21 protein-coding genes and 2 pseudogenes are annotated in these 26256 nt (G+C 65.0%); 16 read left to right on the forward strand and 7 right to left on the reverse strand.

The window, feature by feature from the left end; all coding sequences use genetic code 11:
* Both ACGFT2_RS01735 and ACGFT2_RS01740 read left to right on the forward strand, forming a co-directional pair.
* On the forward strand, window positions 1–678 hold the full coding sequence (locus tag ACGFT2_RS01735) for a TetR/AcrR family transcriptional regulator (protein WP_393272438.1): 678 nt from the start codon (window positions 1–3) through the stop codon (window positions 676–678).
* Between the two features lie 258 nt (window positions 679–936).
* Window positions 937–1226, forward strand: a pseudogene (locus ACGFT2_RS01740) (dihydrofolate reductase family protein); the annotation flags it as partial.
* Between the two features lie 76 nt (window positions 1227–1302).
* Here the strand turns inward: ACGFT2_RS01740 and ACGFT2_RS01745 are convergent.
* Window positions 1303–1632: pseudogene (locus ACGFT2_RS01745) on the reverse strand (transposase); the annotation flags it as partial.
* Between the two features lie 783 nt (window positions 1633–2415).
* On the opposite strand from ACGFT2_RS01745, the gene ACGFT2_RS01750 reads away from it, so the two are divergent.
* The gene (locus ACGFT2_RS01750; RefSeq protein ID WP_393272439.1) at window positions 2416–2739 is read left to right on the forward strand and encodes a hypothetical protein; all 324 of its coding nucleotides are present in this window, start codon (window positions 2416–2418) and stop codon (window positions 2737–2739) included.
* A 975-nt stretch (window positions 2740–3714) separates the two neighbouring features.
* Here the strand turns inward: ACGFT2_RS01750 and ACGFT2_RS01755 are convergent.
* The 4 genes from ACGFT2_RS01755 to ACGFT2_RS01770 all read right to left on the reverse strand — a co-directional run bounded on the left by ACGFT2_RS01755 (window position 3715) and on the right by ACGFT2_RS01770 (window position 12556).
* The gene (locus ACGFT2_RS01755) at window positions 3715–5058 is read right to left on the reverse strand and encodes a hypothetical protein (protein ID WP_393272441.1); all 1344 of its coding nucleotides are present in this window, start codon (window positions 5056–5058) and stop codon (window positions 3715–3717) included.
* Window positions 5059–5139: 81 nt separating this feature from the next.
* Window positions 5140–5982 carry a hypothetical protein gene (locus tag ACGFT2_RS01760; protein WP_393272443.1) on the reverse strand — a complete coding sequence of 281 codons (843 nt, stop codon included), beginning with the start codon at window positions 5980–5982 and terminating at the stop codon, window positions 5140–5142.
* Window positions 5979–10556, reverse strand: a complete 4578-nt coding sequence (locus ACGFT2_RS01765) for an AAA domain-containing protein (RefSeq protein ID WP_393272444.1) — start codon at window positions 10554–10556, stop codon at window positions 5979–5981. The genes ACGFT2_RS01760 and ACGFT2_RS01765 overlap by 4 nt, the downstream gene beginning before the upstream one ends.
* A 1085-nt stretch (window positions 10557–11641) precedes the next feature.
* Window positions 11642–12556, reverse strand: coding sequence for a hypothetical protein (locus ACGFT2_RS01770; RefSeq protein ID WP_393272446.1), 915 nt, complete (start codon window positions 12554–12556; stop codon window positions 11642–11644).
* A gap of 89 nt (window positions 12557–12645) precedes the next feature.
* Here ACGFT2_RS01770 and ACGFT2_RS01775 point away from each other — a divergent pair, with 89 nt between their 5' ends.
* Window positions 12646–16611 (forward strand): hypothetical protein, encoded by a 3966-nt coding sequence (locus tag ACGFT2_RS01775; RefSeq protein WP_393272448.1) that lies wholly within the window; start codon window positions 12646–12648, stop codon window positions 16609–16611.
* 357 nt (window positions 16612–16968) lie between these two features.
* On the opposite strand, the gene ACGFT2_RS01780 is transcribed toward ACGFT2_RS01775, so the two are convergent.
* Window positions 16969–17352, reverse strand: coding sequence for a hypothetical protein (locus ACGFT2_RS01780; RefSeq protein ID WP_393272903.1), 384 nt, complete (start codon window positions 17350–17352; stop codon window positions 16969–16971).
* The gene (locus ACGFT2_RS01785) at window positions 17352–17804 is read right to left on the reverse strand and encodes an ATP-binding protein (protein ID WP_393272449.1); all 453 of its coding nucleotides are present in this window, start codon (window positions 17802–17804) and stop codon (window positions 17352–17354) included. The genes ACGFT2_RS01780 and ACGFT2_RS01785 overlap by 1 nt, the downstream gene beginning before the upstream one ends.
* 214 nt (window positions 17805–18018) lie before the next feature.
* On the opposite strand from ACGFT2_RS01785, the gene ACGFT2_RS01790 reads away from it, so the two are divergent.
* The 12 genes from ACGFT2_RS01790 to ACGFT2_RS01845 all read left to right on the forward strand — a co-directional run bounded on the left by ACGFT2_RS01790 (window position 18019) and on the right by ACGFT2_RS01845 (window position 26182).
* The gene (locus ACGFT2_RS01790) at window positions 18019–18333 is read left to right on the forward strand and encodes a putative quinol monooxygenase (protein ID WP_393272451.1); all 315 of its coding nucleotides are present in this window, start codon (window positions 18019–18021) and stop codon (window positions 18331–18333) included.
* Window positions 18323–19552: a helix-turn-helix domain-containing protein gene (locus ACGFT2_RS01795; protein WP_393272453.1), complete on the forward strand. Its 1230-nt coding sequence runs from the start codon at window positions 18323–18325 to the stop codon at window positions 19550–19552. Before ACGFT2_RS01790 ends, ACGFT2_RS01795 begins: the two co-directional genes overlap by 11 nt.
* A 321-nt stretch (window positions 19553–19873) precedes the next feature.
* Entirely contained in the window at window positions 19874–20230 is a 357-nt protein-coding gene (locus ACGFT2_RS01800) for a hypothetical protein (protein WP_125209279.1), read from the forward strand.
* Complete coding sequence (locus ACGFT2_RS01805) at window positions 20230–21606, forward strand: FtsK/SpoIIIE domain-containing protein (RefSeq protein ID WP_393272455.1); 1377 nt, start codon at window positions 20230–20232, stop codon at window positions 21604–21606. The genes ACGFT2_RS01800 and ACGFT2_RS01805 overlap by 1 nt, the downstream gene beginning before the upstream one ends.
* Window positions 21607–21689: 83 nt before the next feature.
* Window positions 21690–21899: a hypothetical protein gene (locus tag ACGFT2_RS01810; RefSeq protein ID WP_393272456.1), complete on the forward strand. Its 210-nt coding sequence runs from the start codon at window positions 21690–21692 to the stop codon at window positions 21897–21899.
* A 22-nt stretch (window positions 21900–21921) separates the two neighbouring features.
* The gene (locus tag ACGFT2_RS01815; protein ID WP_393272458.1) at window positions 21922–22518 is read left to right on the forward strand and encodes a DUF2637 domain-containing protein; all 597 of its coding nucleotides are present in this window, start codon (window positions 21922–21924) and stop codon (window positions 22516–22518) included.
* Between the two features lie 11 nt (window positions 22519–22529).
* Window positions 22530–22721 (forward strand): mobile element transfer protein, encoded by a 192-nt coding sequence (locus ACGFT2_RS01820; protein ID WP_393272460.1) that lies wholly within the window; start codon window positions 22530–22532, stop codon window positions 22719–22721.
* Window positions 22722–22730: 9 nt separating this feature from the next.
* Window positions 22731–22925, forward strand: coding sequence for a hypothetical protein (locus tag ACGFT2_RS01825; RefSeq protein WP_393272462.1), 195 nt, complete (start codon window positions 22731–22733; stop codon window positions 22923–22925).
* Window positions 22926–22939: 14 nt separating this feature from the next.
* On the forward strand, window positions 22940–23185 hold the full coding sequence (locus tag ACGFT2_RS01830; RefSeq protein ID WP_393272464.1) for a SpdD protein: 246 nt from the start codon (window positions 22940–22942) through the stop codon (window positions 23183–23185).
* 134 nt (window positions 23186–23319) lie between these two features.
* Window positions 23320–24642: a replication initiator gene (locus tag ACGFT2_RS01835; protein ID WP_393272466.1), complete on the forward strand. Its 1323-nt coding sequence runs from the start codon at window positions 23320–23322 to the stop codon at window positions 24640–24642.
* Window positions 24642–24812 (forward strand): helix-turn-helix transcriptional regulator, encoded by a 171-nt coding sequence (locus ACGFT2_RS01840; RefSeq protein ID WP_393272905.1) that lies wholly within the window; start codon window positions 24642–24644, stop codon window positions 24810–24812. The genes ACGFT2_RS01835 and ACGFT2_RS01840 overlap by 1 nt, the downstream gene beginning before the upstream one ends.
* A complete protein-coding gene (locus ACGFT2_RS01845) occupies window positions 24809–26182 on the forward strand; it encodes a tyrosine-type recombinase/integrase (protein WP_393272468.1) in 1374 nt (457 codons plus the stop codon). Before ACGFT2_RS01840 ends, ACGFT2_RS01845 begins: the two co-directional genes overlap by 4 nt.
* Window positions 26183–26256: the final 74 nt, after the last annotated feature.

Consider the following 26256-nt stretch of genomic DNA (forward strand, 5'->3'; position numbering starts at 1 on the left):
GTGACAGCACATGAGACGCAGGCCACGTCGCCGCGCAACCGGAAGGCCGGCGACACGCGCGCCGCACTCATCCGGGCCGCCGAGCAGTTGTTCGCGGCGAAGGGCGTCGACGGTGCGTCGCTGAACGAGATCAAGCGGGCGGCCGGTCAGCGCAACGCGATGGCACTGCAGTACCACTTCGGCGACCGCACGGGTCTGTTGCGGGCCGTACTCGACAAGCACCTGCCCGCGGTGGACGCCCGCCGGGAGGTGCTGCTGCAACAGTACGAGGACGGCGGCGCCGCCGATCTTCGCTCCCTCGCCGCCGCGCTGGTGCTGCCGGCCGCCGCCGAACTCGCCGACCCCGACGGCGGCCGCGAGTTCCTGCAGATCGTGGCCGAACTGCTCAACCGCCCCGCACCCCTGGTCGAACTCATCGTGACGAAGGGGTCGAGCATCCATCCCTGGCGGCGCCTGGTCCAGCCGCTACTGGCTCCCGAGTCGACCGCCGTGTTCCACACCCGCTTCACCGCCATGCGCTTCTGTCATGCCGAGCTCGCCGCCCGGGCCGCCAGCCGCCCCCGCAGGGACGACCGGTTGTTCACCAGCCGCCTGGTCGACCTGGTCACCGCGCTGCTGGCCGCGCCGGTGTCCGAGCAGACCGCACGACTGCTGCGGGAGCGGCAAGCTCGTCCCTGAGCCGGCATGACAACCGTCGGGAGTGGTCGCCTCCCGGCAGGCCGGAACAGCCTCCCGGCCCCTCCGGCATCGGCACCCGCGCCGTCAGCGCGCGCGAAGCTATGCCGGTGCCGGTTCGGCGCCGGTTTTCACGTCATTGAGGCCGTTTCGTTTGGATCACCGAACTCGACTCCATCAGCGCGTGCGGCTCCCCAGCGGATCCGGTGGCCGAGGCCGCCAGAAAGGACTGGTGACGGCCGATGAGTTTCTCCATGATCCCTGGTGTCGAACTGGGGCGAGACGACGATCCTGCGCTTGCTCGACGACGTCGCCGCGCTGAAGGCGACCGAGGGTGCCCGATCATCGTCCACGGCAGCGCCTCCCTGAACCAGGCCCTCTCGGACGCCGGCCTGATCGACCGCTACCACCTGCTGGTCTTCCCGCTCCTGCTCGGCGCGGGCAAGCTGCTCTTCAGCGCCACGGACAAGGACACCCAGAAGCTCAAGCTCGTCGAGCACGAGGTCTACGCCAACGGTCTGCAGAAGCAGGTCTTCGACGTCGTCCGCTGACCGGATGCCGCCCTCGTCCTGCTGTTTCCTCGCCGGACGGGGCATTCGGCGCCGAGATCTGCTTGGCGAGCGTGGATCACCGCGCGGACCAGAGGAAGATGCCCGCGATGCGGAGCCCGGCCGGGTAGATGGTCGCGGTCTTTTCGTAGCGGGTAGCCAGGCCGCGCCACTGCTTCAAGCGGTTGATGCAACCGTTCGACCGTGTTGCGCTGCTTGTACGCCTCACGGTTAGAGGCCGGTGGCCTGCCGCCTCGGCGGCCTCGACGCAGTCGGTGGTCCCGCTGGTCTGCGGGGACGGGGATCACTGCGCGAATACCACCCACTTCCGCAGGCGCTCGCGGATGGCGCGCGACGGGTACGCCTTGTCGGCCAAGACCATGTCGGGCCGGGTGCGGGCCGACCCGGCGGCATGGGACGCGTATGCGTACGATCACGTCCGCGAATGCGGGTGCGTCGCCGCCTGACCCGCAGTGAGGAAGAAGGCCCGGTGGCGACAGTTTGGGTCGGCTGCGAGATGAACTAACGAGCGTGGGGGCATCGTCGGCTCATCCACGTACTGGCGCGTGTGGGAGGCAGCCCGCGAGTATGCCTTTCCTCAGGACCGCCTCGGATCGTCGCTCGCTGGGCGCCCGTACGACCTGCGGCACGCCTGCATCACGCGGTGGCTGAACGCCGGGGGTCCCGTCGCTGAAGTGGCCCGGCGCGTCGGCAACTCGCCGGAGGTCATCCACCGCCGCTGTCACGGCTGCATCGACGGCCACGAGGAAGCCGCCAACGCGAAGATCGCGAAGGCGCTATAGGAGGAAGGCGACATGGTTTATCAAGACCGGACAGCTGGCGTCACAGCCTGAGACTGAGGTCATCCGGTCAGATGTCGCGGACGAAGCCTGCGCCCGGGAAGGTGATGGCGGTGGCCGCGGCCAAAGCGTTCGCGATCCTGACGGCATCCTGCTGTCCATCCATCGACCGTATCGAAAAGGAAACCCCAGCTCAGACACCCGAGTCTCGTCCAGGAGCAAGCCAGTGCTGCCGGCAAGTTGCGAGCTCCTTAACCAACCGTGATGATGCAAATACGCTTCGAACGCGCAGGCGGGCCTTGATTGGTCGTGCAGGCGCCCTGGAACGCCGCAATCGGCGTCCACGCGGCCCGCTGGCCCGCGTTTGCTTCCAGCACGAGACGAGGGCGCGAATGCCGATCGCGGAGATGAACTCGAATATCCTCTGGTCCAGCACCGGAAATGTCACGCTCGAGATGAACATCAGTGCCCAGAAGGCTTTGGGGCAGGTCAGCTTGGGGCAGGCCGATGGCGCTGGCCTCTGTAATTCGGGAATTCGTGGCTTTCGGACACGCCCGAATCCTGCAGGGCCGGAGAAGGTGAAGGATTTCGGTAGCAACTTCTACGACTGGCCGAACACCGTATTCGATCAACACCTGACCAGCGTCACGTTCGCGCTCGCGCTCGGCTCAGGGCAAGAAGGCACCGCCGTCTGCAACATCTTCCAATGGGGCTGATCACATGCTGTCGCAAGACCCTTCCGACGGAACCGACGGATCCGTCGAGCCAGAATCAAGGTACGTATTTGTCGTGTATGGCAGAGGCAGCGGAGCGATCCATCACATTCATCAGGTAGTCAATCTGCCCGGAGCGGAAGCCCCCGACCGTGAACAGATGGAGAGGACTGCTCTGAGTTATGTCTCCCCTCAGACAAGAGAGGGGGAATCGGCTGACCTCGCAGTGCTTGGCGTTCCATATCATGAGCTGGAACGGGGAAAGTTCTACCGTGTCGACCACGGACGGCAGGTGCTGTTGGCCGTGGAACGGCAACGTTAGTCAGGACCGACTCTGGTCAGGGGAAGGACCGGAGCGGTTCCTGCTCGGGGAGCGGATATGCGGGTACCTTGCCAACCGTGCGTCGCCTTTCGGACGTCGACACCGGGCTTGTCATCGCCGTCGGCCAGCCGGTCACCGGCAACCGCAACGACTGCACGGCATGGGACTGTCCAGTGCGATGCGTGCAGACCGCAGACCGCAGACCGCAGAGCGCTCACAGCGCCCTATCGGGCACCCCATACCGCACCGCCGGTCGCAGCCAAAGCGTCGATCAGTCCACAGTCGCCAGCGATCAGAGCGGCCAATCCTTCATCCCTCGCAACCTCACCATAGCTATGGCAGGAGCGTCTCACCGCCGAAACGAGTGTGTCGAAGGTGTGTCACGAACAGCGAGAGGCAACGGAAGAGGGTGGGAGTCAGTGAGACTGACTCCCACCCTCTTCCATCGGCATCCGCCCTGGTCAGCGCTTGATTTCTGCTGATCCTGGGCGAGGGCCCCGGCAGGATTCGAACCTGCGCACCCGGTTCCGGAGGGCCCGTGCGTCTCCGGCATTGCTGCTGGTCACGCCTCTGAGCCACGCAGAAGAGCCTGGTCGAGTCCACAGATGGTCCACGCCCCCATTGACCAGCCGCTCAGCGCCTGCCTACAACGTGGACTAATCGCGCAGTAGGCGCATCGCCAGTACGGAACCGTCAGGATGTATGGAGACGGGACCGTTCCAGCGTGGGGCCCAGACGTCGCGTGGCCAAGTGGACCGGCGCGCGTAGATTTCCCGGCGGTACTGTTCCACCCGTCCTTCCTCAAGGTGGCGGAAGAGATCCTCCGCGACTCCGGAGAACGCCTCGACTCGCTTCCGGTTGAGCCGGAAGACGTGGTCGGTGCCGACGAAGTCGATGCCGAAGAATCGGTGCCGTGCATCCTGGACGCTGTCCGTGGCCGCGTGCGTAAAGCCGGCGAAGTATCGTTGCCCTTGTCGTTTCGTCAGGTACGGGACGGTCGCACTTGTGTCTCCGGCGAAGGCCGTAAGCCCGGCTGCGGCTGTGCGGGCAAGCACGTGATGAAACCACCCGTAAAGTTCGGGACTCACGTGATAGCCGGGTTCGGGCTCCGCGGGCTTGTCGCTTTGCGCGGGTGGCTGGATGCCGGGATAGACGTTCTCGTCCTGCAGCGCGTGATCAAGAACGCGCTCCGGGGCGTCCAGCCTCCCTCCTTCTCCGCCCGCCTCCAGGGTGTGGACCGTCAGTGGGCCGTCGAGTGGGAGTTCTGTGCTGAACACCAGACACGGTGTCTCGTCCCATGCTCCGATGTGCACTGCCTCGGCGTGGGCGGAAGCCGAGGCGAGCTGTGTATGAGAGGCCGAGAGCCCGCTGTGGTTGCCTTTGCATGCGATCGGGAAGACACGAGAGGGCTCGCCGGGCCGCCATACCTCGGCGAAAAACTGCGGTCGGTATCGGTAACCCGACTTCGGGCCGGAGTCTCTGCTGGTCAGGGCCCACCCCGCGCGCAGAGCTGTGTCAGCCGGCACGATCGAGACGAAGTGGTTTGGATAACGCCTGCTCAGGAGCCGTGTTGCGAGCGCCAGCGCGAGACCGGTGCCGAGCTCTCCCGACTGAAGCGCCTTGTAGTACTCCGCGGTCTCCTTGCCCTCGGTGGAGAGGGCCATGAAGGAGTCTGCGTTCCCGGTCAGAGCCTGGTTGTACTTCAGGCAGCCCCAGTGCTCGGCAAGGCCGCGTCCCGCTCCGCGCCGAGCCAAGGTGATTGCCCGTCCAAAGGAGTGGAGCACATGCCAGGGTGTGAGTTGCGCGAGTCGGCCAAGATCTTTTGCCGGTATGGCGCGTAGCCCAGGCTTACGGCGAAGCTGATCAAGCTCCTTCTCCTCTCTTTGCTTGTCGTCGTCCGCAGCCGCGACGCTCACGTCCCCGGCCAGTTCCGCGTTCGAGTGGACCGAGACGTTTGACGGCTCCGCAAGGTCTCTCAGGACTTCTGTCGTGATCTTCAACCTGCTCCCCCTTGTGATCCGATGTGCCTGGATTGAGCGCTGTGGTTTGGCAGCCACGCTGCGGCTTTCGTACGTGGGGCTCTATGCGTCGGCTTCGGGCTGGCTGGCCGCGAGGTCGTTGAGTGTGCCGTTCACGACGTACCAGGACACGGTGAGCGTGTCTCGGTCGGGAGTGTGCGCCTCGCGGAGTTCACGCCGTGGGTGGACGAAATTGCGGTACTCGCGAAGTGTCTGGCTGTAACGCTCCATATCGATGTCGATCCAGCCCGCTTTACGGCAGATGTCGATGAGGACCTTGAGGCCAATGAAATTGGGGTCTCTGTTGCCCAACAGGGAGGCGTCGCGCTCATCGATCACCGTGAGCAGGACGCCTTCGAGGAGGCTGCCCAGCATGATGATGGCCGCGATGTGAGCACCGTTGGCGTAACAGGTGCGGGCTTCGTCCAGTCGGCGCTGGAGCAGCGCGGCCATGCGTGGTTCACGGATGATCTCGGCCATTGTGGCCTTGAGCTCGACCGGTGCCTGCTGGCCCGGGTGCGCCATGGCCGGGTCGCAAACAACGATCCTGGGACGGCCGCCCGGATTCTCCAGGCGGAAACCCTCGTGGATGAGGAAGGCGTTAATGGCGTTGACGACGGCCGGGAGGACATCGGGTTCGCCGAGGTACTCGCGCGCGTCCGCGAGTCTGACCAGGACCTTCTCCAGCTCGGTGGGGCTATCACGACGAGCTGTGAGGAGCTGTAGGGTCCACTCGCCCCGGTACTCGCCGTCGTACTCCGGTACATTGCGCCACCCGGCGTTCTCCAAGAACTGGGCGATCTCGAAGCCTCTGCGGTAATAGAGGTGGTCGTCGCCGCAGATGACGCGGGCCAGCTCCTTCAAGGTATTTCCGTCGAGTGGGCCCAGAACGGCTTCTTTCGTCATACGGCGTCGTCCTCTGCGGTGTCGTCGTCGTTTCGGTCGTCGGTCTGCTCGCCCCCGGTGTTCTCCTCGTCGGTGAGCTCGTCGTCCGAGGAGAGGTCGAGCGGCTTCCACTCGGCTTGGGAACCAGCCGGCCGGGCGGCTGTAGTAGACCGTGCGTAGCTGGCCGACTGGATCCCCTGGCGGTCGAGTTCCTCCCACAGGCCGTCGAGCGCCGCGTCGGGATCGAAGCGGAATTCGCTTTCTCGTACCCGCCAGAACTCCCAGCCCACGCGCTTCAGTTCGCGGCCCCGCCGCTGGTCGTTCTCGATCTGCTCCCGCGTCGCGTGGTGGAAGGCGTCGCCATCGCACTCGACGGCGAGACGTCCGCGAGCCCCTACGACCACCAGGTCGATGCGCTTGCTGCCGGCCGGGAACTGCGGGATCACGTGGTAGCCCCGCTTTTTGATCTTCAGATACACCTGCTGTTCGAAGAGCGAGTCGAAGGGAGCCCTGCGGACGTCCGGCAGCACCGGTCCGATGTTGTCGGCGGCCTCCATCGCGGCGGGCGGGTTCTCCATGTACGTCAGGAGGTTGAGCCGCAGGTCGTGCGGCTTGAGACGGTCCGGCGGGACAGAGTAGAAGAGCCACATCTGGTCCTGGGCCCTGCTGGCGGCGACGTTGTACGACTGCTGCTCGCTCTTGTTCCCGCCCGCTGCGCGCGGCGGGTTCGTCACGACCATGGACAACAGGATGACGTGACGCTCGTCGCCCTGGAACGAGGCCGCGTTGCCGACACGGATCCGGTGACGCTCGCGCACGGTGACCGGCAGTCGCTCGATGAGGGACTCTAGGAGCTTGATCTGCCCGAAGCCCTGGAGCACGATCACGCCCATGGTCTTGTCCTGATAAGAGGGGTCCTCGGCCAGGCGGGCCAGGCAGTCGACGATGGCCTCAGCCTCCTTGGGGTTGTGGACACGGCTTTCTCGGCCCGCGACCACGGCGCCCTCGACAAAGTGGGTACGCAGTGGGTCCAGCCGTTCGGCGCCGTACTGGCGTAGGGGCAGGAGCTTGTTGTTGTAGAACGTGCTGGAGGACCAGTTGATGATCTCGGGCACGCAGCGGAAGTGCTCTTCGAGGCGGATCACCTGCGGGAAAAAGGTGGACAGCAACTGGTACAGGTTGGTGTGCGGCGTGTAGAGCTGGCGCAGTCGGCTGGGCATGTCCGGCAGATGGGCGGCCAACTTGTCCTGGATAGCCTGGTGACGGCCGTTGCGCGTGAGGGCGGGCGCGCACTGCTTGTCGTCACCGACGACGATCACGCGGGGAGCCAGCCACAGGAGGAACAGTGCGTCCATGCCCGCCTGGCTGGCCTCGTCCACTATGACGACGTCGAAGGCATCCCGCCTCGCCTGCACCATCTCGGCGACCTGGGGGATGGGCATGACCCACGCGGGCACCGCGTCCTGGGCCACAGACATCGCATCGCGTGCCGCGGCTTTGAAGTGGCCTGTGTTCTTGCCCTTGCCCTTGCCGAGGGACGCCATGTGTGTCCGGTACGCCTGGAGCGCCGAGCGCTGTTCCTGCGTCATCCGCTCCAGACAGTGCAACCGGCCCCAAGCCGCGGCGAGTTCACCGGTCACCTGCTCCAGCCGGTCTTCGTGCTCGCTCAGGTCGCCTTCGAGCTTGCCCTCAAGACCAGGCGTGCGCTGCCTGTCCAGGAACTGCGAAGCCTTCGCCCACGCCCACGCTCGCCCCAGGGAGCCCAGCCGTTTCTCCCAGTCGGGGTCGTCGGCGTTGTCGACGAGACGGCCTGCGAGCAGGGAGTGGCCGGCGCGCAGGGCGCCCAGTAGCTCGGCGCACCGACGTGTGCGGTGCTCCCGCCGGTGCGCGGAGGCCAGTGCCGCCAGGGCCTCGGCATAAGCCTCCACATCTTGGTCGCGGAGAGCCTGTACCAGGGCTATGGACTCGGTGGTCGGTTGCGTGCCGTTGACGGGAGTGCGAAGGAGTTCGTCCCACGCGGCCAACTGCGCAAGGGCCTCGTCGGCGGTCCGTCGGCCACGGAGCGCGGCGACACCGGCGTTGAAGTCCTGCCAAGCTTGGCAGGAGGCGATCGTCAGCCGTACACCGTGACGTACGAGAAGCGCGTCGACGCGGTCTCGAGCCGAACCGAATGCCTGTATGTGTTCAAGGCGCTCGGCGCGTGTGGTCAGTTCGGCCAACCGCACCTCCACGTCCCCCGGCGGGACCGCGGCATTCACCTGCTGCCAGCGCGTGGCCGCGCCAGCAAGCGCGGAGTGCGCCCGGAGGTGCGCCAGCACGGCGTCCAGATCCTCAGCCGTCTGCGGCGTACGGCCATCGACAGTGCAGCAGTCCAACAACTCTCGGGCGTCCTTCTGCGCTTTGCCCGGGAACCGGGACCGCAGTGTCTTGCCCGTGGCTAGATGGGCCCGGAGAGCGGCACCGGTCGTTGTCAGCTGACCTGCCTTCTGGGCGGTCAGTTCCTCGGGTACGGTCACCAGGCGCAGACCCAGCGCATCCACGTCCCGCGCGACCTCGCGGATGTCGTCGGTGACGGCTGTCACCCGCCGCCACAGTCCGAGGTCGGACCGGGAGAGCCGGTCCGTCAGCGCCCGGGTGATCCAGGAGCCTGGGTCCCAGCGTGTGGCGTCGGCAAGCATCCCGAGGTGATGGAGGGCCGTCTCGCAGGCGTCGAGCAGAGAGGCCAGCTCGGAGGCCACGGACTCGTCGAGATGGGCGAGTACGTTCCGGATCTCGACAGCCTCCGCGGCCAGACCCTCATCGCTCAGGCGGCTGGCCGCGAATACGTCCGCGACGTGCCGTGGCGAAGGAAGCTCGGCAGGTACGGGAAGCGCGCCGCCGGCACGCGGTTCACCCGCGCCGTCACGCAGCAGCACGAGCAGTTCGTGGGCCTCCTCGGAGGCCAGCGGCGGGACGTCCTCGGCGGTGTCGGGCAGGTGGCCGATCCATCCGAACTCCTCGGCACCGGCATGGATCCGCTCCACGATCTCGGCGAGCGTTCCTGCATATCCCGGTGCCACGCTCCGATGCCGGTACTCGGCCTCCCGGAGCGAGATCACCTGCTCCGTGAGCGTCTCGATCCGTCCCCGAACTTCGTCCCGCTCGCCGGTGAGACGGCGGATCTCAGCACGTAGTTCGGCGGGGTCACTGGCAGCCACCTGGTCGGTGAGCGCGTTGATGGTGCGCTCCAGCTCGCCCTCGCCGCCGTGACGAGTGGAGCTGAGGAGCAGGACGCATAAGTCCCTCACTGGTTGGGGAAGTTTGTCCCGCAACACGGTGAGCGGCTGGTCGCGGGCACTGGTGACGAGTACCCGCTGGCCCTGTGCGAGCAATGCCGAGACAAGGTTGGCGATCGTATGGGTCTTGCCTGTCCCTGGCGGCCCCTGGACCACCACACCGGTGTCGTGTTCCAGGCGCCCCAGCACACTGCGCTGCTGAGCGTTCGTCTTGCCCGGGAAGAGGGGATCGTCACCGAAGAGCGGTGCCCTCTGGAGCTCGTCCCAGGTGGAGCGGTCGGCGGTCTCGATGTTCATGGCCATCTGGGCCAGGCCGAGCGGGGCCCGGCCTTCTGAGGCCACCGTCTCGGCGATGTGGTCGTAGAACCGCAGCAGCGAGTTGAGGTTGCGTGGGCGCATGACCAGTGCCGGTGCGTAGGTGAGACGCGCCCCCGGTTCGGGTGCGCGGGGTGGCTCCCACGCTGCGCTGAAGCCCATGGGCCGTGTGGTCGCCCGCTCCTGCCACTGCGCGAGCTGCTCCAGTGCCTCGGGCCCCAGTGGATCCATCCCGCGAGCCGTGATCTCCTCTGAGAGAGCGGCCCCGCGCTCGCGTACCCATCCGTCGTCACTGTCCAGGAAGTCCTGGTCTTCGAGACGCAGGGCGCTCTCCGACGACAGCCGCACTGTCAGCCGCGCCGTCCGGCGATCCACCGACGTCTCCACCCGGTGGGTGAACAGATGACGGTGCACTACGTCACCGTCCGGGGCAGCCCAGGTCAAAAGCCCTATGCTGATGACGAGTTCCGTCTGATCGTCCTCCCGGGCCAGCTTCTGGTGCCACGCGTACAACCGATCGTAGAGCTCGCGGAGCGGCCGTTCCGCATGCTCCCGTGCCGCCCACCGGCGCCAGCGATCCAGCCACGTTCCGTAGGCCCGGAGCACGTCACCGGCGTCTTCACGACGCAGGCTGGCTTCGTCCGTCGGCCGCTCCCTCTCGTCCGCAACGCGCACCAGTTCGCCCCCTGGCCCCTCTTCCGCAAGAGGCGGATCACCCCCATCGGGGTCCAGGCAGCGCGTCGGCTCGACCCAGCCGTCGAGCGAGTCGGGCAGGTCGGGCGGCGCACTCTGCGGCATGTGGTCGAGCGTCAGTAGCACGCCGTCAGGGCGCGGTGCCGGCCTTCGGACGGACTCCGGCAGCCTGGCCAGCCACACGCGTTCACGGCTGCGGTCGTCACGCTGCCGCTGGTGGCTGCTGTGGACCATGTCGCGCAGGAAGTTGACCAGCCCCGCTGTCTGCCCGATGACATCGGGATCACTCGCGTGGCGTCGCGGATCGTTCACCGTTCTCCTCTCGGCCGCTGACGAACGTTCCAGGATGAGGGTCGATCAGGAGCGCAACAACGAGCTTCGGGCAGGATGACCGGATCCGTTCCACAGATTCGGCGCCATGCACGTTGCTGAATGTGTTCGTCGCGGACGTCCCGAACGGTCTGACTGGGCGCGCTACGCAATGCTTCCGTCTGGTGCGTCAACACAGGTGGGAGGCGCTGCGGAGAGGCCGTCGGGAGATACCGGAACGTACTCGCATGGGAGGTACCACGAGTAGGCGAACGAAGGTTCAGCCCACGACGAACAATGACCGGTTATGGCGCGAACTGGGCGTTCGGCTTAATTGACGAAGCGCGGAGTGCTCGCGTCGTGAGAGACGGCGAATGCCGATACTGCTCGGAAGCGTATGAGGTTGACCCCACCCTACGCGTAGAACAGGCCGCCTTCCTGGGAGAGAACCACCAGGTCAGCGGGGTTAGCACGTGGTGCCCCTGGAAGGATTCGAACCGGCGACACCCGCTTTAGGAGGGCGGCTGTGGAACGGGGCCGCTGACCTGGAGCTTCGATCCCTGGTCAGGCTGCCGAGAACTCGACTGCTAGACGCCGCCGTTGACCGTGGCTGACCTCTGCATCTGGCACGGCAGCGGCACGAACCTCAGCCGACGACAGTCAGCCACGACGGTCGGTGCGCCAGCCGATCACGCACGCGTATGCCTCGCTGCACCCCACCGGCCTCAGCCACGCTACCTGTGTCGTCGACCAGAGCAAGCACCGACGGCCGGCCCATCGCGACGGAGCCTAAGCCCTCGGCTTGGGAAGCTTGAGTTCTCGTCGGGAGCTTGCGGGCTGACCTGCGGCAGAGCGGTTACAGCGGCTGGTTGGTCGACGACTTGGGCCCCGCCATTCCCCGTGATCCCCCGCACGACCTCTTCCCGAAACTATCGGCCCAGTAATCACTGGGGTCCCGTGAGCTGCTCGGCTGGGTCATGAGGGCCTGCTGACGGGTTGGCTGCGGTTGTCATGGAGGTTGCTGTAGAGCAGCTCGCGATGGGCAGTGAATCGAATGCTTGTGCGTTCGACAGGGCGGCACCAGGTCGTTAGCTGCCCACCAGAACTCCCGATACCGAAACAGCAACAGGCTCTTTGCCAAGATAAAAGCGTGCATCATGCGGGCTCGCGCCATTATCGACGGTATAGGTGCTGTCGAATTTAGAACCTGAAGGGCGAGCCAAATTAAAAAAATTCTGGATGTTGGGGCGCGCCGCTACCACGTCATCTGGATCAACCAGGTTGATCCAGTTCTTCACGGCAGGGTACTTAGGTTCGAACTGCAGACGGCTGCGAACAGCTCGGAGCGCTAGAGGGCTCCCGAGGGTTATAAATAGAGGAATCGGAATGGATCGATCGCGGAGTACCTCGTAAGCCACTACAGATCCCAAGCTGTGGCTCACTACCACTTTCGTGTCATCGTCAATCACTGCACTCACCCGCGAAAGAATCTTGGATCGGAGCACAGGGCTTGAGAGGTACGCTCCGACCTGAGTTAGGGCCTTGTTAAACCTTCCGGCAACAGCCAACCCGCCCCGAGTCATCCAAGGGATCCTGTCGAGACCGTTGGCAAGCAGTGAAGCGCCGCGCATAATGCCCTGACTTTCACCTCTAGCGTTTAGGGCGGCCAGCTCCATCTCGGCATTTCCTGCATCCCTCGGATTGCTGGACTCTAGGGCATTATTCAGCCACTCGGCTGCCAGTTCATCTATGAGGCTTTCGTCGAGATCGAATGGTGGAGCACCATCAATACCTTGACTGCCTTGCTTGATGAACTCGTTACCATAGAATGCCATGCGAACTTCTAGAGCTCCCGGGCGCTGATGCCGCCACAACGAGTCAGCGAGGTCATGAAATCCGGCATTGCGGATCCCTCCAGCCAAAGCAGGGACCCACTCAGCCTCAAGAGCATCTGCTGAGCGCTGTTCCTGCGCAATACCATGAACGAGAGCAACGGTGGCCATGATCCAACTGTGTCACACTGACCGACGTCTCCTGGGCGAAAGTTCGGAAAAACCTCGCGCGATGTGGCCTGATGGGCCATCCTTGCTGCATGCAGCAACGCATGGTGCTTGTCGTAGCCTCTCAGTGTGACGCCCTGTCGCCCCTGAGCTTCGTCCCGCAACTGGGTACGGATCTCTTCCAGATCCTCGTCGACTCAGAGCGAGGAGACTGTCAACCTGCAGCTGGGGGGCTCCTGCTTGATCCTGAGCGCGAATCGGCTCTGGAGCACATTGAAACGGCGTTTCAACAAGCCAACGATGCAGGTGCGCTGCTAATTTTGGCCTTCCTTGGGCACGGGATCGCAATTGATGAGGATTTCTATTTTCTCACCAAGGATTCCGAAGGAACTGGATCGTCCCGGAAGGATCTCCATCTTTCCCAGTCTCTCAAAGAGAACCTGAGAATGCATGGAAACCTTGACGGCCTGGGTGTTTTGCTGGATACGTGCCAATCGGGGAGAGGGGCGCAGCAGGCGTCACAATGGCGTGAGGTGGGGCTTGGGGCACATCTTAGGCGGTATGAAATGCTCACAGCCGCTGCCGATCAGCCGGCCTTCGATGGCATCTTCACAAAAACGATTATTTCAATACTGCGTGATGGTATTCCAGTTGCTGGCCCTCATCTACGAGCTACAGATCTAAGAGCACCACTTCAAAGCGCATGTGTTGGACAGCGTCCGCAGCACATCGCACATGACGGAGGAGTGTGGGCACCGAAAGAAGATAAGGGGATATGGTTCGCTCACAACGTTGCAACGAACCGGAGTTCGGATGACGATGCTGTACAGAGCACTGTAGATATCCAGGACAGGCTTAAACAGCTGCCCACGAGGGACAGGGGTCCCCTCTTTGATCTCTGGAGGCAAGAGCCCGGCGAGGTTGGGCGGGTAATTTACTCTTTCACGGCTATTGATGTCACGCCAACCGATGTTTTGGAGTCCTGGGAGAAGGAGCCGCCCGCCTGGATCTCAACTGCATCTGTGGCAGGACTGAAATCTCTAGCAATTCTGGCGAGTTCTTATGGCTATCGTGTTTTTTCGGCCCGATTGTACGAAGCAGCCGCTGAGTCGACGGATGAGACCTGGGAGCTATGGTCACGTGCTGCCTCATATTACTACCTGACCGATAACGGGTCTGCAGCCAGATCCATTGTCGAGAGGATCCCGACCGACGTCACCCAGCAAGATCCTTCCCTGCGAGCAGTTCTTTCGTTGCTAGATCAAGATTGGCCGTCACTGGATGCCGCCCTTAGTGATTGGGAGCCCACCGATACCGAGGACCGAGGGATTTGGCTCAATCTCAAGTATCAACACATCTTCGTTTCGCCCGGCGAAAACAGCATTACTCAACAAATGCTCGACTCTGCTATCCAGGTGACAGAGAGGATGCTTAGCGAAGAGTGGCTACCGGGATTCGCGTTGCAAAAGGCGAGATATCTTATCGAGAGAGCTCGGCGGTCCTGGTCACTTCAACCTCTCTCTGACCTCAACGAAGCAACGGACTTGGCGCTCAGGGCACGTGATGAGAGGAGGTCGTGGAACGGCGATAGCGCGGATGCTGTCAGTACGGCGTGCCGGGCGCTTCTGGAGGCTGGTGATGTAGAACGTGTTTTGATATACGGGACTAACGGCGACTCTGGCGAAGCGACGGAATCTGAAGCAGCCTCCGCGGAAGTTCGTGAGACTGTGGCTTTGGCCAAATTGGCGCTGGGCATGCCTGAAGAAGCAGTCAAACTCGCGGAGTCAATCACTAACCCGTATAACCGAGCCCGAATCCTCGCACTTGCGTCACGACGTTCCGGGAGAGAATCCGAGGACTTGTGGCGGGAAGCGCTAGCTGCGGCTACCGAGGATCATGAGGAGATCGTCGCACTTCATGGCCTCGCTCGATGTGGCGTCTCGAACCTACCAGAGCTAGCTAAATACGCTGAAGAGCATCCACAGATGGTGGCTGAGATTGAGGCTGTTGCGGATATCGCTGGCGGCAGAATGGGCACCGGCCTGCGCACCCTGCAATCGAGCGCTCGGGAGTCTGAAGCTGCGGCCATATCTCTTGCTTTGGCCTATATATCCATCGATGACGTAGACGCAGCGGTTCAGGTGTACGAGAACGCTGCGTCGGATTTTAGGGACCCGTCGTATGGGTTCGAAGCAGCTCAGGTCTTGTTTCGCGCTGATCGCCATAATGAAGCCTTCGGCAAGTTGAATGATTTGTTGGCCATGGCGCCGTCTCCCTGGTCAGGTAGAACTCAAGCATTGAGACTGGCTGCACATCTGTCCCTGGAAAATGGTGATCGTGCAGATTCACTGCGTCTCTTTCGTGCTCTACTGGCTGCAGAGCCGGCGGATGCCTCTGCCAGGTGGGCAGTAGTACAACTCCTGCTGCAGCAAGATGACACTAATGGCGCATGGCGTACCTTCAGCGAACATCCATTCGCCTTGGAGGCATCTACTCCTGCTGAAGCCAATGCGTGGATACATCTTAATGTCGAATCGAATGGTGATGTGGAGAGTGTTGTCGCTGGCTGTTTGCGTCTCATGCGGAAATTCCCGGATTCTGAGGAAGTGGCTGCTCAGTCATGTCTCGCAATCCTCAGGCCGAAATATCAATCAGTCGAGTTGCCCGATGAACTAGCAGACGAGATCAGGCAAGCGCATGAAAGTTTCTTCATTCGGTGGCCTGATAGTCCATACTTCAAAAGGATGGATGCTAGCGATCCGCAAGAAGTAATCAAGCAAATGACGGCAATGGTTAGGGTCGATGAGAAGGAGGCTAGGAGGCGCAGGCAACTGACGACGGCCCTCATACTCGGTCAACTTCCCACAGGATTCTTGTCTACGTATTCAAGGAGGACATATGCGCAAGCCTTGATTACTAGATCTGCAGGTATGATAACAGCGTGGAGTCATGACGCACGGGAGAATATTGCTTGTGTATCCAGTGCTCGCACTCTGTTCAGTCAATCAGTGGTTTACGACCTGAGTGCTGCGGTCGTTTTGCACGAGTTGCCTGCTCGCATGAGAGACGCCGTGCTTAACTTCTTTCGAAGCACGATTACCACAGAGGCGGTTTTGAAAGATGCGAGGGAAGCGGCCGTCTATATCGATCCTCGGAGCACCTCAACCTGGGGGTGGGATGAAGTAGGTAATTCGGGGCGATTTTATGATATCCCGGGAGAGTTGGCAGAGAAGAGAGCGCGGGACGCGGTATCTCTCGTAGATTTTGTTGCGAACAGCACGCTTCGCGAGCGACCGTCTGTGAGACTCCTGCCGCACTTGCCTGAGAGTCTAGTGAATTCTTGGATTTCTCCGATGGAACTAGCCAAGAGCACGGGACTTTGCCTCTGGGTAGATGACAGTGCTTTGCGGGGTGCAGCAAGGGCTGCTGGGGTTAGCGTTGTATCTACTCCTTCGATTTTGCAAGTCTTGACCGAGCGGGGGATTATTTCTGCCGATGACTATGAGGAATGTGTCCGCTCGCTCATGGCTGGCTATGTGGGTGATGTGCCACTTTCTCTTCCTCGTGTCATGGAAATGGCTAGAGATGAGGGTTTCGAGGATGGGAGCGTCAGCGCAATTATCGGCAGACCTGCAACCTGGATTAATGTTATCGATGGCTTGAAAATCCTGGAGGCGCTCCTCAAAGAGGCGAGGATCCAGAATTCTGCGTCGGTCCCAATTTGGGTAGCTAGAGCCGTGGGCGGAGCCGCCTATGCGGGTTCGTCCGATAGTGTGGCCAGGCACGACATGATTGTGCGGATTATTGCATTGTCTCTACATGTCACGGGATTTCAAGGCCCGTCAGCCAGGTCTATATTTCTCGCTGCTCGTCAAGCACTAGGGGCGTGTGCTGCAGAGTGTGAAGTGATTGATCCCGTTGAGAAGTCTGTGGTCGTTCTGCGTGACGCGATGATGAAGATATATACACCGGCTATTTCAAATCAGTACGCGATGAGCGTAGTGTCCGATCTTGACGACGAAGACAGGCGATCGGTCGTCGCGGCGCTACTGCGCTGAGGTTGGCGGAGCGGGTTTGCCCGGTGGTCTACCCAGCCTGGGGTCGAGCGTGATCAGGGGACCGTACGCTGGTTGGCAACTCGGGCAGGCTTTGGGCCCGACCGCAATGCGTACGACTGGGCCCCTGGTCTTGCTCGATGCGGGACCCTGACCGGGGAGGTGGCCCAAGCCGCGGAGCCAACCGCCCCAGCTACGAGGAAGCCCTTCTCTGGCCTCAAGTCCCTGATTGCTATGTGCGCGGCACGGGTGCCGGCCGGGCTGGAGCGGGGCGGAGACAGGAGCGCAGGCCCGGCCGGGGGCCGGGCCGCGCGCGGTGAGCGGAGCGAGCCGCCTTGAACCCGTAGAGAAAGTTGTAACTCAGTCGGTCGCGTGGGGCTTGAAGTTGTTCGCGCACGCTGGGAGTTCGATGCCCTGCCGGTGAGCGAGCGGCACGAAGAGCACTGGTCGGATCGTCCAGGTGATACGGGTGCTGGCCTGGGTGACTGACACCGTGCAGGGCTCTGCGCGCAGGAGGGCTCTCCTGGTTTCGATGCGGCCGTTGTACAGCCACTCCCACGCCTCGTCGGATGCGTCGGGATCGAGCGCCGGTGAGATGGTGCGGAGCGCGACCGCGACCGCGACCCATCTGTCTGCCTGGGGTGCCGAGTAGGCGTCGATGGATGCCCGGAGTGCCGGCGGCCCTCCCTCGGTGAGGTCTTCGGTCCAGCACTGGCACCAGTAGCCGCGTTGGGGCTTGTCCATCAGCACGGGCGGTCTCCGGGGTGGGTGGCTGCTGAGAGCTCTGCGGTGACCGCATGGCTGTTGTGGCTTGCCGGGATGCGGAGTTCGGCGGTGACGGTGCGGCCGGAGTTGTCGCCCTGGACGACGACGTTGTCGGCGAGGGCAGCGACCATGCCCAGTCCTCGGCCGTGGGTGGCGTTGGGGGATGGATGCCGGACTTCGGGGATGTCCTTGGCCTCTCCCGCGTCGGTCACTGCGATGGCGATGGTCAGTTCCGAAACGGTGAGTGTGACGTGGAAGGTGCCGGCGGTGTCGCCGCTGGCGGTGTGCATAAGGGCGTTGGTGCCGAGTTCGGTGACGATCAGCGCGGCGTCGTCGGAGTGGGGGTGGCCGGCCAGCGCGGCTCGGGTCCAGCTGCGCGCGGCGCGGAGTTCCTGAGGATCCCCAGGAAAGGTGCGTCGGTGGGTGGGCATGGCGTCCTCCATGGCGGGTGACCTGCTGCCTTCTGTGCCAGCCGTGCCGACTGGCTGACACGGACCATGCAGAGCCGTACAATTAGTACTAGCACCGTACCGAATGTGCGCGTACTTGGAGTGCGGGTTCGTACTTTTCGTGCGAGCGGTCGGCGCATAGCGTTCGCCGTGCGGTCTGGTGCTGACCTGGATGCCGATGGAGAGAGGACCTCGCATGTTCGGACTGTTTGTGCGCTTCACCTGCAAGGACGAAGCGGCGGCGGCTGCGTTCGACGGCCTCGTGGCGAGGACTGGTGAGCAGATCCGTGCGAACGAGCCTGGCACGGTGATCTACGCCGTGCACCGAGTTGACGGCCGTCCGCTGGAGCGCGTGTTCTACGAGCTCTACCGGGACAAGGACGCCTTCGAAGAGCACGAGTCGAAGGACTACGTGCAGGCCTTCCTCGCCGAGCGGGACCGGTACCTCTCCGCCACGGAGGTTGATCGCCTGGACTTCATGTCCGGCAAGGGCGTGGACCTTGAGCACTGAGTACCAGAAGGCGCTCGGACGCAAGATCGCCTTCAATCGCAAGCGTCGGGGGCTGTCGCAGAAGGAGTTCGCCGGCCTGCTGGGGCGCTCGGAAGCATGGGTGTCCCAGGTGGAGCGGGGCGTGCGCCGCATCGACCGGATGACCGTGCTGGAGAAGGTTGCCGACGTCCTTGAGGTTCCGGTCGCCGAGTTGGCCGCCGAGGCTCCCATCGTGGCGTCGGTGGCCGAGGGTGAGCCGCCCGGGGCGAGTCGGCTGCGGCTGGTGCTGAGCGCTGCCCACTCACTGAAGGCTGTCCTCGGTCAGCAGAACTCTTCCCCTGATATCCCGGCGCTTCGCGCCGAGGTCGACCGTGCCTGGTCGCTCACGCATCAGGGCAACTATGCCGACCTGGCCGAGCTGCTCGAAGTGCTGGTTCCCCGGCTGGAGTCGGCCACCCGCTCGGTTCCCGAGGCGGAGCGTCCGGAACTGTTCCGGTTGCTGGCGGTCATGTATCACACGTGCAGTGGTGCGCTCGCGAACATGGGCGAGCCTGAGGCGGCCTGGATCGCCGTCGACCGTGCCGTGGTCGCTGCAGAGCGGGCGAACGATCCTCTGCTGATGGCGGCCGGTGAGTTCCGGTTGTCACTTGTCTTTCTCGGTGCTCGCCACTTCGAGCAGGCGGCCCAGGTGTCCGGGAGCGCGGCTGACGCGCTGCGGCCTCTGGCGGAGTCGGGGCGGGCCGAGGCCGTGGCGCTGCGTGGTGCACTGACCTTGCAACGAGCGGTGGCTGCCGCTCGGTTGAATCTGGCCGACGACGCGTACGGGTATCTCCGCGACGCTCGCGCGATGGCCGAAGAGGTCGGTGATGGTCGCAACGACTACAACACCGAGTTCGGGCCGACCAATGTCGGCTTGCACGAGGTGGCCGTCGCGGTCGACCTGGGGGATGCCGGAGTGGCTCTGCGGGCTGCGCAGGCCGTCGACGAATCGGGGCTGTCCGCGGAACGGCAGACGCGGTTTCAGATCGATGTCGCCAGGGCCTATACCCAGCGCCGGCAGGTCGCTGACGCGGTCTCAGCCCTGTTGAGGGCACGTGAGCTGTCGCCCGAGATGGTGCGGGCCCTGCCGATGGTGAAGCAACTCGCGGCGGACCTGCTGACCATGGCCCAGCCGCCCTCTGAGGAACTTCGCACCCTTGCGGCCGAGTTGGGCGTACACGAAGTACGGACTGGTACCTGAAGTACTAGACAGTACTTGAAGTACGGGTTACTGTGGTTGGTGTCGGCACACCCCTTCGCGTCCAGCGGAGTGGGTCGTGCGGACATGCGAACGGGCCGGAGCAGGAAGGCAGACCTGCACCGGTGCGTAAGCGGAAGGGCCACAGAAAAGAGATGTGGCCTGAGCGGGAGGCAGCCCACTCAGGCCGGGTGCGTCTTTGGCATCAACGCTCTTGGAGCGTATCGCGCCCAGCCGGTATGAGGTCAATCTCCCGTTGCGTAGTCATTCGTCACTGAATGCGGCCGTACGCGTGTGCGGCGCAGCGCAAGGGAGAGCATTTCTGTGCGTGTAATCCGTGTGGAGACTTCGGCGGCCACGATCCTGCTGACCGAAGCTCCGGAACCCAAGGTTCGGGACCGTCAGACCGGGGAGATCGCCAAGGACGCCGTCAGCGGTGAGGCGCTGATGACGATCGGAGCGGTCTACATCGAGGACGGCGAGTCTTCGCTGATCAAGGTAACCGTTCCGGAAAGTGGCATCACCGAGGGCCTGACTCTCGGTGCTCCGGTCTCGCTGCCGGGTCTGGTGGCCCGGCCGTGGGAGACCGTCTTCAACGGTCAGCAGCGGCACGGCATCGCCTTCCGCGCTGCCGCCGTCACACCGGCCGCTTTCCCGGCCTCGGTCGGGGCCTCGGCCTGATGCCGGACTGGTTGACGCTGCTGGAGGTAGGTGGTCCCCTCGCCGGGCTCGGTGGCGGGGCCGCCTACACCCGGGCTCGTCACCCGGGCGTCTACTGGTCCACGGTCGGCCTGCCGATATCGACGGCCCGGCTTCTGAGCTCGTACGGCTCTGTCATGGAGGCGTGCGGCCTGACCGTCCAGCCTTCGCGGCTGCGGGCTCTGGCGGTCAAGGCGACGACTCGCCGTGAGATCCGGCCGGTACCTCCTCGCCGGGGAGTCATCCGGCCCACCTCGACGGGCCTGCGACTTCGGTTACGGCTGGCCCCGGGGCAGGAGCCGGCGGATGTCGCCGCCTCGGCGGAGCGGTTGCGGCATGCCTGGGGCGTTCACGCCGTGTACGTCAAGGACGTGAAGCCGGGGGTGATGGAACTGCGCCTCGTCGGCTTCGACGTGCTGCGCAACGTTCGGATGCCCAGGAAGGCGGGCGGCGGATTCCTCAAGGTGCCGGTGGCCCTGAGGGAGGATGCGACGGCTTTCGTACGGGACTACCGGACCATCCCGCATCAGCTCACCCTCGGCGCGACGCTGTCGGGGAAGTCCATGTACCTGCGCCACCTGGTGACCGGGCTGGCACAGCAGCCGGTCGCGCTGGTCGGGATCGACTGCAAGCGGGGCGTGGAACTGGCCCCCTTCGCCCCGCGTCTGTCGGCGCTGGCGACCGATCCGCAGCAGGCGGCCGAGTTGCTGCCGGTCCTCGTCAGGGAGATGGAAGACCGGTACGACCTGATCAAGGCCCGGCAGGGCATCGCGCCCGACACCCGGGACGAGGAGATCACCTCCGACATCTGGGGCCTGCCCGAGGACGAACGCCCGGTACCCGTTGTGCTGTTCGTCGACGAGGTGGCCGAACTCTTTCTCGTCGCCACGCGCAAGGACGAGGAACGGCGCGACGAGATGGTCACCCAGCTCATCAGGCTCGCCCAACTCGGCCGTGCCGCCGGGATCTACCTGGAGGTCTGCGGGCAGCGCTTCGGCGCCGAGCTGGGCAAGGGCGCGACCATGCTGCGGGCCCAGTTGACCGGCCGGGTCTGCCACCGCGTCAACGACGAAGCCTCCGCCAAGATGGCGCTCGGCGACATCGCCCCTGAGGCGGTCTACGCCGCCTGTGCCATCGCGCCGGAACGTCCCGGCCTGGCCGTGGCCGGTGACACCTCCGGAGGCTGGTCCCGCATCCGTACGCCGTTCCTGTCCCTCGCCGATGCTGCTGAGGTCTGCCGGGAATCGGCTCACCTGGTGCCGGACCTGCCCGCGCTCGAACCCTTCCGGCCCGCTGTTCCGCTCGGGCCGACAGATGCCCCGGTACCGCTGCTCAAGCCAGTCCCGCTCGCCGAGTAGCCGCTCACCACGCTCCAACGGCCGGCACGTCCGTCCCGTGCCAAGTCCCTACCCCGCCATGCCCAGAACCCGAGGGAGCCACCTTGTCCCGCCCGTCCATTTCCGAAATCTCGGCGCTGATCGCCGACTTGGCCGACCACCGCAAGTTCGGAGTCGGCGACTACCACGAACTCATGAGCCGCAAGGCGGACTTGCTGGAACGCATCGCCGCCGACCAGCCCGGCAACACCGAAGCGGCCGAGGTGGCCGCCGCTGCCCGCGCACGGGCCGATGAGCTCAAGTCCAGCGACTGACCACACCGGAGGGAATCGAACCATGCGCGCCCACGTGGCCCGCGTCGATGCGGTGCTCGTTCAGGCAGTCATCGCCGCCGCGCTGTCCTTCGCCCACCTGCACGACCTGGCCTCGGCCGCCGGACAGAACGGGTGGAAGGCGTGGGCGTATCCGGTCTCGGTCGACCTGCTGTTGGTGGCGGCCTGGCGGCGGCTCCGCTCCGGCGGGACGAAAGCGGCCGGGTGGTCCTGGTTCCTCGTCGCGCTGACCGCCTCGCTCGGCGCCAACGTCGCCACCGCCGGCCTGCTCGACCTGGGCACCGTACCCGCCTGGCTCCGCATCCTCGTCGCCGGATGGCCCACGGTCGCCTTCCTCGGCGGCACCCTGCTCGCCCACACCGCACACGACGCGACCGGCGAACCCGCACCCGTCATCCCCGAGCCGACCGGCCCGGAGCCCGACCCGCGACCGGCCATCGTCCCTTCTCCGGTGCCGGTCCCGGCCGCTCTCGTCGACCACGCCCGAAAGGTCGCCGCCGAACACCGCACGCGGACCGGAGCGGCCATCGACACCCCGACCCTCCGCGCACGGCTCGGTGTCCCGGCACCGCTGGCCGAAGCCATCGCCGCAGAGCTCTGAAAGGAGCGCCCATGCCCGCCAACCGCCGCTTCCGCAACGTCGTCCGCGTCGGTCCCGTCCAGGTCGGCACGTACTACGACGGCCGGGGCCGCGAGAAGCACACCGCCGCCTGCACGGCCCCGCGCTGCGGCTTCTCCACGGACTACGACAGCCGTGCCGCCGCCGAGCTGGCCGCCCGCACCCACCGCTGCGCCGTCCGCTGAGGAGCTCCCGTGACCGTCTCGCTGCCGCTCGTCTTCGTCCTGGGCGTCATCGCCTGGGCCGCGATCAAGTTCCTCGGCATCCGCCTCTGGGTCGCCGTCGTGATCGCCCTGTTCGGCTTCTACCTCTCCCACACCCTCCTGGCCCCCGCCATCGACACCGGCACCCGATCCGGGGTCGGCGTCGTCAACGGCACCCACAAGTGACACGGAGATTCGACATGTTCCGTCCCAAGCTGCCCGATGTCCCGACGCTGCCGACGACGCCTGTCGCCCCTCCCCAGACACAGGCCCCTGTGCGCTCCGCAGACCGGTCTCTCACCCCCTACGCGGGTGCAGTCGCTGCCGTGGTCATCGTCGGCATCGTGCTCACCGCGCTCCTGGCGGCCGTCGCCGTATCGGCCGTGTCCGTGGCCATCGCCGCCGTGGTCCTGCGTTCCCTGCTCAACGGCGCGAACAAGCGCTGACCGGCCGGCCTCCGGGGCGGCAACAAGCCGCCAAGCATCCCGCCGCCCCGGGGCCATCCTCCCAACCGCCGAAACAGCCGAAAGGAACTCCCATCATCACCCGGCAGACTCCGCCACCACTGGCGGAACTCTCGATGCTGGCCTCTCTCGGCACCATGCCCGAGCTGGCCCGCCAACTCTCCGGCCTGGGCGGCTGCACCCACCCCGTCCGCCTCGACGGCCACCGCACGGAGTACGCGGTCAACACGGAAACCGGTGAGATCGGCCGAGCCCTGCACCACCTGGACTCCGACACCCTCCCCGCCGGTCAGCTCCTCGTACGCTGCAACAACCGCCGCGCCACTCGTTGCGCCGCTTGTGCCGAGACGTACCGCCGTGACACCTACCACCTGATCACCGCCGGACTCCGTGGCGGCAAGGGCACGTCGGAACGGGTTGCGACGCACCCGCGCGTCTTTGCCACCTTCACCGCGCCGAGCTTCGGACCGGTCCACAACCGCCCGTCCAGTGGCCGGGACTGCCGCTGCGGCACCCGTCACGACGAGCAGGACCCCGCCCTGGGTACTCCACTCGACCCGGACACGTACGACTACGAAGCGGCCGTCCTCTGGAACGCGCACGCCGGTGCCCTGTGGCGGCGCTTCTCGATCTACCTCCGCCGGGAGATCGCCAAGCGAGCCGGCCTCACTCAGCGCGCCTTCCGCGATCACGCGCGGATCTCCTTCGCGAAGGTGGCCGAGTACCAGAAGCGTGGTGCCGTTCACTTCCACGCGGTCATCCGCGTCGACGGCCCTGAGGGAGGAGACACCACGCCCCCGGCATGGGCGTCGACCGAGCTGCTGACGGACGCCATCCGTGCTGCCGCCACTGCCGCCCGCGTGGAGGGTCCGGAAGTCGATGGCCGCCCGCATGCCTGCGTCTTCGGCCGCCAACTCGACGTCCGTCCGATCCGGTCCGCCGACTTCGACGGCGGCCAGGAACTCACTGAGCGGGCCGTAGCGTCGTATATCGCCAAGTACGCCACCAAGGGCGCCGAGACGGCGACGGGCACCCTCGACCGGCCGTTAAGGTTCCTCGCCGAGCTGGCACAAGCGCGGATCACCGAACACGCCCGGCGCATGATCCGTACCGCCTGGGCTCTGGGCGCACGCTCCGAACTGGCAGACCTCCGCCTGCGGGCCTGGGCTCACATGCTTGGCTTCCGCGGCCACTTCTCCACCAAGTCCCGCCGCTACTCCACCACCCTCGGCGCGCTCCGAGACGCCCGCGCCGAATGGCGTCGTGCCCAATCCGACCCGGTCATGCCTCAGGACGGCGACACCACGCTTGTCCTTGCTCACTGGGTCTTCGCCGGCACCGGCCTCAGCGCCGCAGAGAGCTGGCTCGCAGCCTCCCTCGAACCCGCCCCCGGAACGGAAGGAGAACCGACATGGACCAGCACCGCCGCGACGAGCTGATGACCGTCCGCCAGGTGCTCGACGAGCTGGGCGGTGTTTCTCGACGGACCTTCTACCGCTGGCGCGAACTCGGGCAGGGGCCTGCGGCATTCAAGCTCCCGAACGGAGAGCTCCGGGTCTGGCGGAGTGACTTCGCCACGTGGCTGCGACGGCTGGAGACGGCGGCGTGAAGTCTCTCGATGTCAAGGTCTGGGGGGTCCGTAAGCGTGACACCAAAACGCCTTCCTACGGTGTCCGGTGGTCTGTGGCGGGCAACGTCTTCTCGGAGTCCTTCCGCACCAAGGCGCTTGCCGATCACTACCGGACCAAGCTCATGCGTGCGATGCGCGAAGGCGAGGAGTTCGACTCGGCATCCGGCCTACCGGCCTCGATGGAAGAGCAGAAGTCGGCCGTGTCCTGGTACGACTTCGCCCTCAGGTACCTCGCCATGAAATGGCCACATGCCGCCCCCAATACACGAGACGGCATCAACGAATCGCTCACCAGCGTGACGGTGGAACTCCTCGGTGAGCGCGCGGGACGGCCGGCCGATGAGGCGATCCGCAAGGTGCTGCGCAACTGGGCCTTCGTGTTGCCGGGGCCTGCCGACCGGGAAGTACCAGACGACGTGAGGAACGTTCTTCACTGGGTCTCCAAGGCATCTCGGCCGCTCGCCGATCTCGCTGAACCCGCCACGGCGCGTGCAGTGCTCGACTCGCTGAAACTCAAGCTCGACGGCACGGCCGCGGCGGCGGAAACGGTGCGGCGTAAGCGCCGGACGCTCGTCAACGCTGCGAACTATGCGGTCGACCTGGGAGAGCTGCGTGAGAACCTGATCACGGCCGTCCGCTGGCAGAAGCCCAAGGTCTCGAACCAGGTAGACCCGCGCGTCGTCGCCAACCCGGAACAGGCTCGCAATCTCCTCGCGGCCGTTTCCTACGTGGGCGGCTACCGGCGTGCTCGCGGTCGGCGTCTCGTCGGGTTGTTCGCGGCGATGTACTTCGGTGGCCTCCGTCCTGCTGAGGCGGTCGGCCTGGTGGAGACTGACCTCGTGCTCCCCAAGCAGGGCTGGGGATCAGCGCTGCTCCACCGGACCCGTCCTTCGGTCGGCAAGCAGTGGACCGACTCGGGGGAGACCCACGACGACCGCGGGCTCAAGAACCGGCCGACTGAGGACGTTCGGCGCGTGCCCATTCCGCCTCAGCTCGTCGGGGTGCTCCGCGATCACCTCGCTACTTTCGGCACGGCGGAGGACGGGCGACTCTTCTTCAGCGAGAAGGGTTCGGTCGTCCCGTCCTCGACCTACTACCGCGTGTGGCAAGAAGCTCGGCTCCTGGCGCTCTCGCCAGCCGTCGCGGCTTCGCCGCTCGCGAGTAGGCCGTACGACCTTCGGCACTCGGCGCTGTCGACGTGGCTCAATGCCGGAGTGGATCCCACCGAGGTTGCCGAGCGCGCCGGCAACAGCGTTGAGGTCTTGCTGACCCGCTACGCGAAGTGCCTCGACGGACGGCAGGACGTTGCCAATCGGCGTATCGAGGACCTGCTTCGCGAGTACGAGTGAGACAACCTGCGCCCACACTGAGGCCCCAGGCATGCCGCCTGGGGCCTCCCTCGTTTCGTGCCCTACCTGCGCCG

The sequence above is a fragment of the Streptomyces sp. NPDC048514 genome, from assembly GCF_043199955.1.
Classification (GTDB): domain Bacteria; phylum Actinomycetota; class Actinomycetes; order Streptomycetales; family Streptomycetaceae; genus Streptomyces.

Excerpts from the sequence above, each read along its gene's own strand:
- ACGFT2_RS01830 (WP_393272464.1), top strand. The coding sequence starts at position 22,940 with ATGTTCCGTCCCAAGCTGCCCGATGTCCCGACGCTGCCGACGACGCCT.
- ACGFT2_RS01835 (WP_393272466.1), top strand. The coding sequence starts at position 23,320 with ATGCTGGCCTCTCTCGGCACCATGCCCGAGCTGGCCCGCCAACTCTCC.
- ACGFT2_RS01785 (WP_393272449.1), bottom strand. The coding sequence starts at position 17,804 with ATGCCCACCCACCGACGCACCTTTCCTGGGGATCCTCAGGAACTCCGC.
- ACGFT2_RS01780 (WP_393272903.1), bottom strand. The coding sequence starts at position 17,352 with ATGGACAAGCCCCAACGCGGCTACTGGTGCCAGTGCTGGACCGAAGAC.
- ACGFT2_RS01815 (WP_393272458.1), top strand. The coding sequence starts at position 21,922 with ATGCGCGCCCACGTGGCCCGCGTCGATGCGGTGCTCGTTCAGGCAGTC.
- ACGFT2_RS01805 (WP_393272455.1), top strand. The coding sequence starts at position 20,230 with ATGCCGGACTGGTTGACGCTGCTGGAGGTAGGTGGTCCCCTCGCCGGG.
- ACGFT2_RS01840 (WP_393272905.1), top strand. The coding sequence starts at position 24,642 with ATGACCGTCCGCCAGGTGCTCGACGAGCTGGGCGGTGTTTCTCGACGG.
- ACGFT2_RS01760 (WP_393272443.1), bottom strand. The coding sequence starts at position 5,982 with ATGACGAAAGAAGCCGTTCTGGGCCCACTCGACGGAAATACCTTGAAG.
- ACGFT2_RS01750 (WP_393272439.1), top strand. The coding sequence starts at position 2,416 with ATGCCGATCGCGGAGATGAACTCGAATATCCTCTGGTCCAGCACCGGA.
- ACGFT2_RS01775 (WP_393272448.1), top strand. The coding sequence starts at position 12,646 with ATGCAGCAACGCATGGTGCTTGTCGTAGCCTCTCAGTGTGACGCCCTG.
- ACGFT2_RS01770 (WP_393272446.1), bottom strand. The coding sequence starts at position 12,556 with ATGGCCACCGTTGCTCTCGTTCATGGTATTGCGCAGGAACAGCGCTCA.
- ACGFT2_RS01820 (WP_393272460.1), top strand. The coding sequence starts at position 22,530 with ATGCCCGCCAACCGCCGCTTCCGCAACGTCGTCCGCGTCGGTCCCGTC.
- ACGFT2_RS01790 (WP_393272451.1), top strand. The coding sequence starts at position 18,019 with ATGTTCGGACTGTTTGTGCGCTTCACCTGCAAGGACGAAGCGGCGGCG.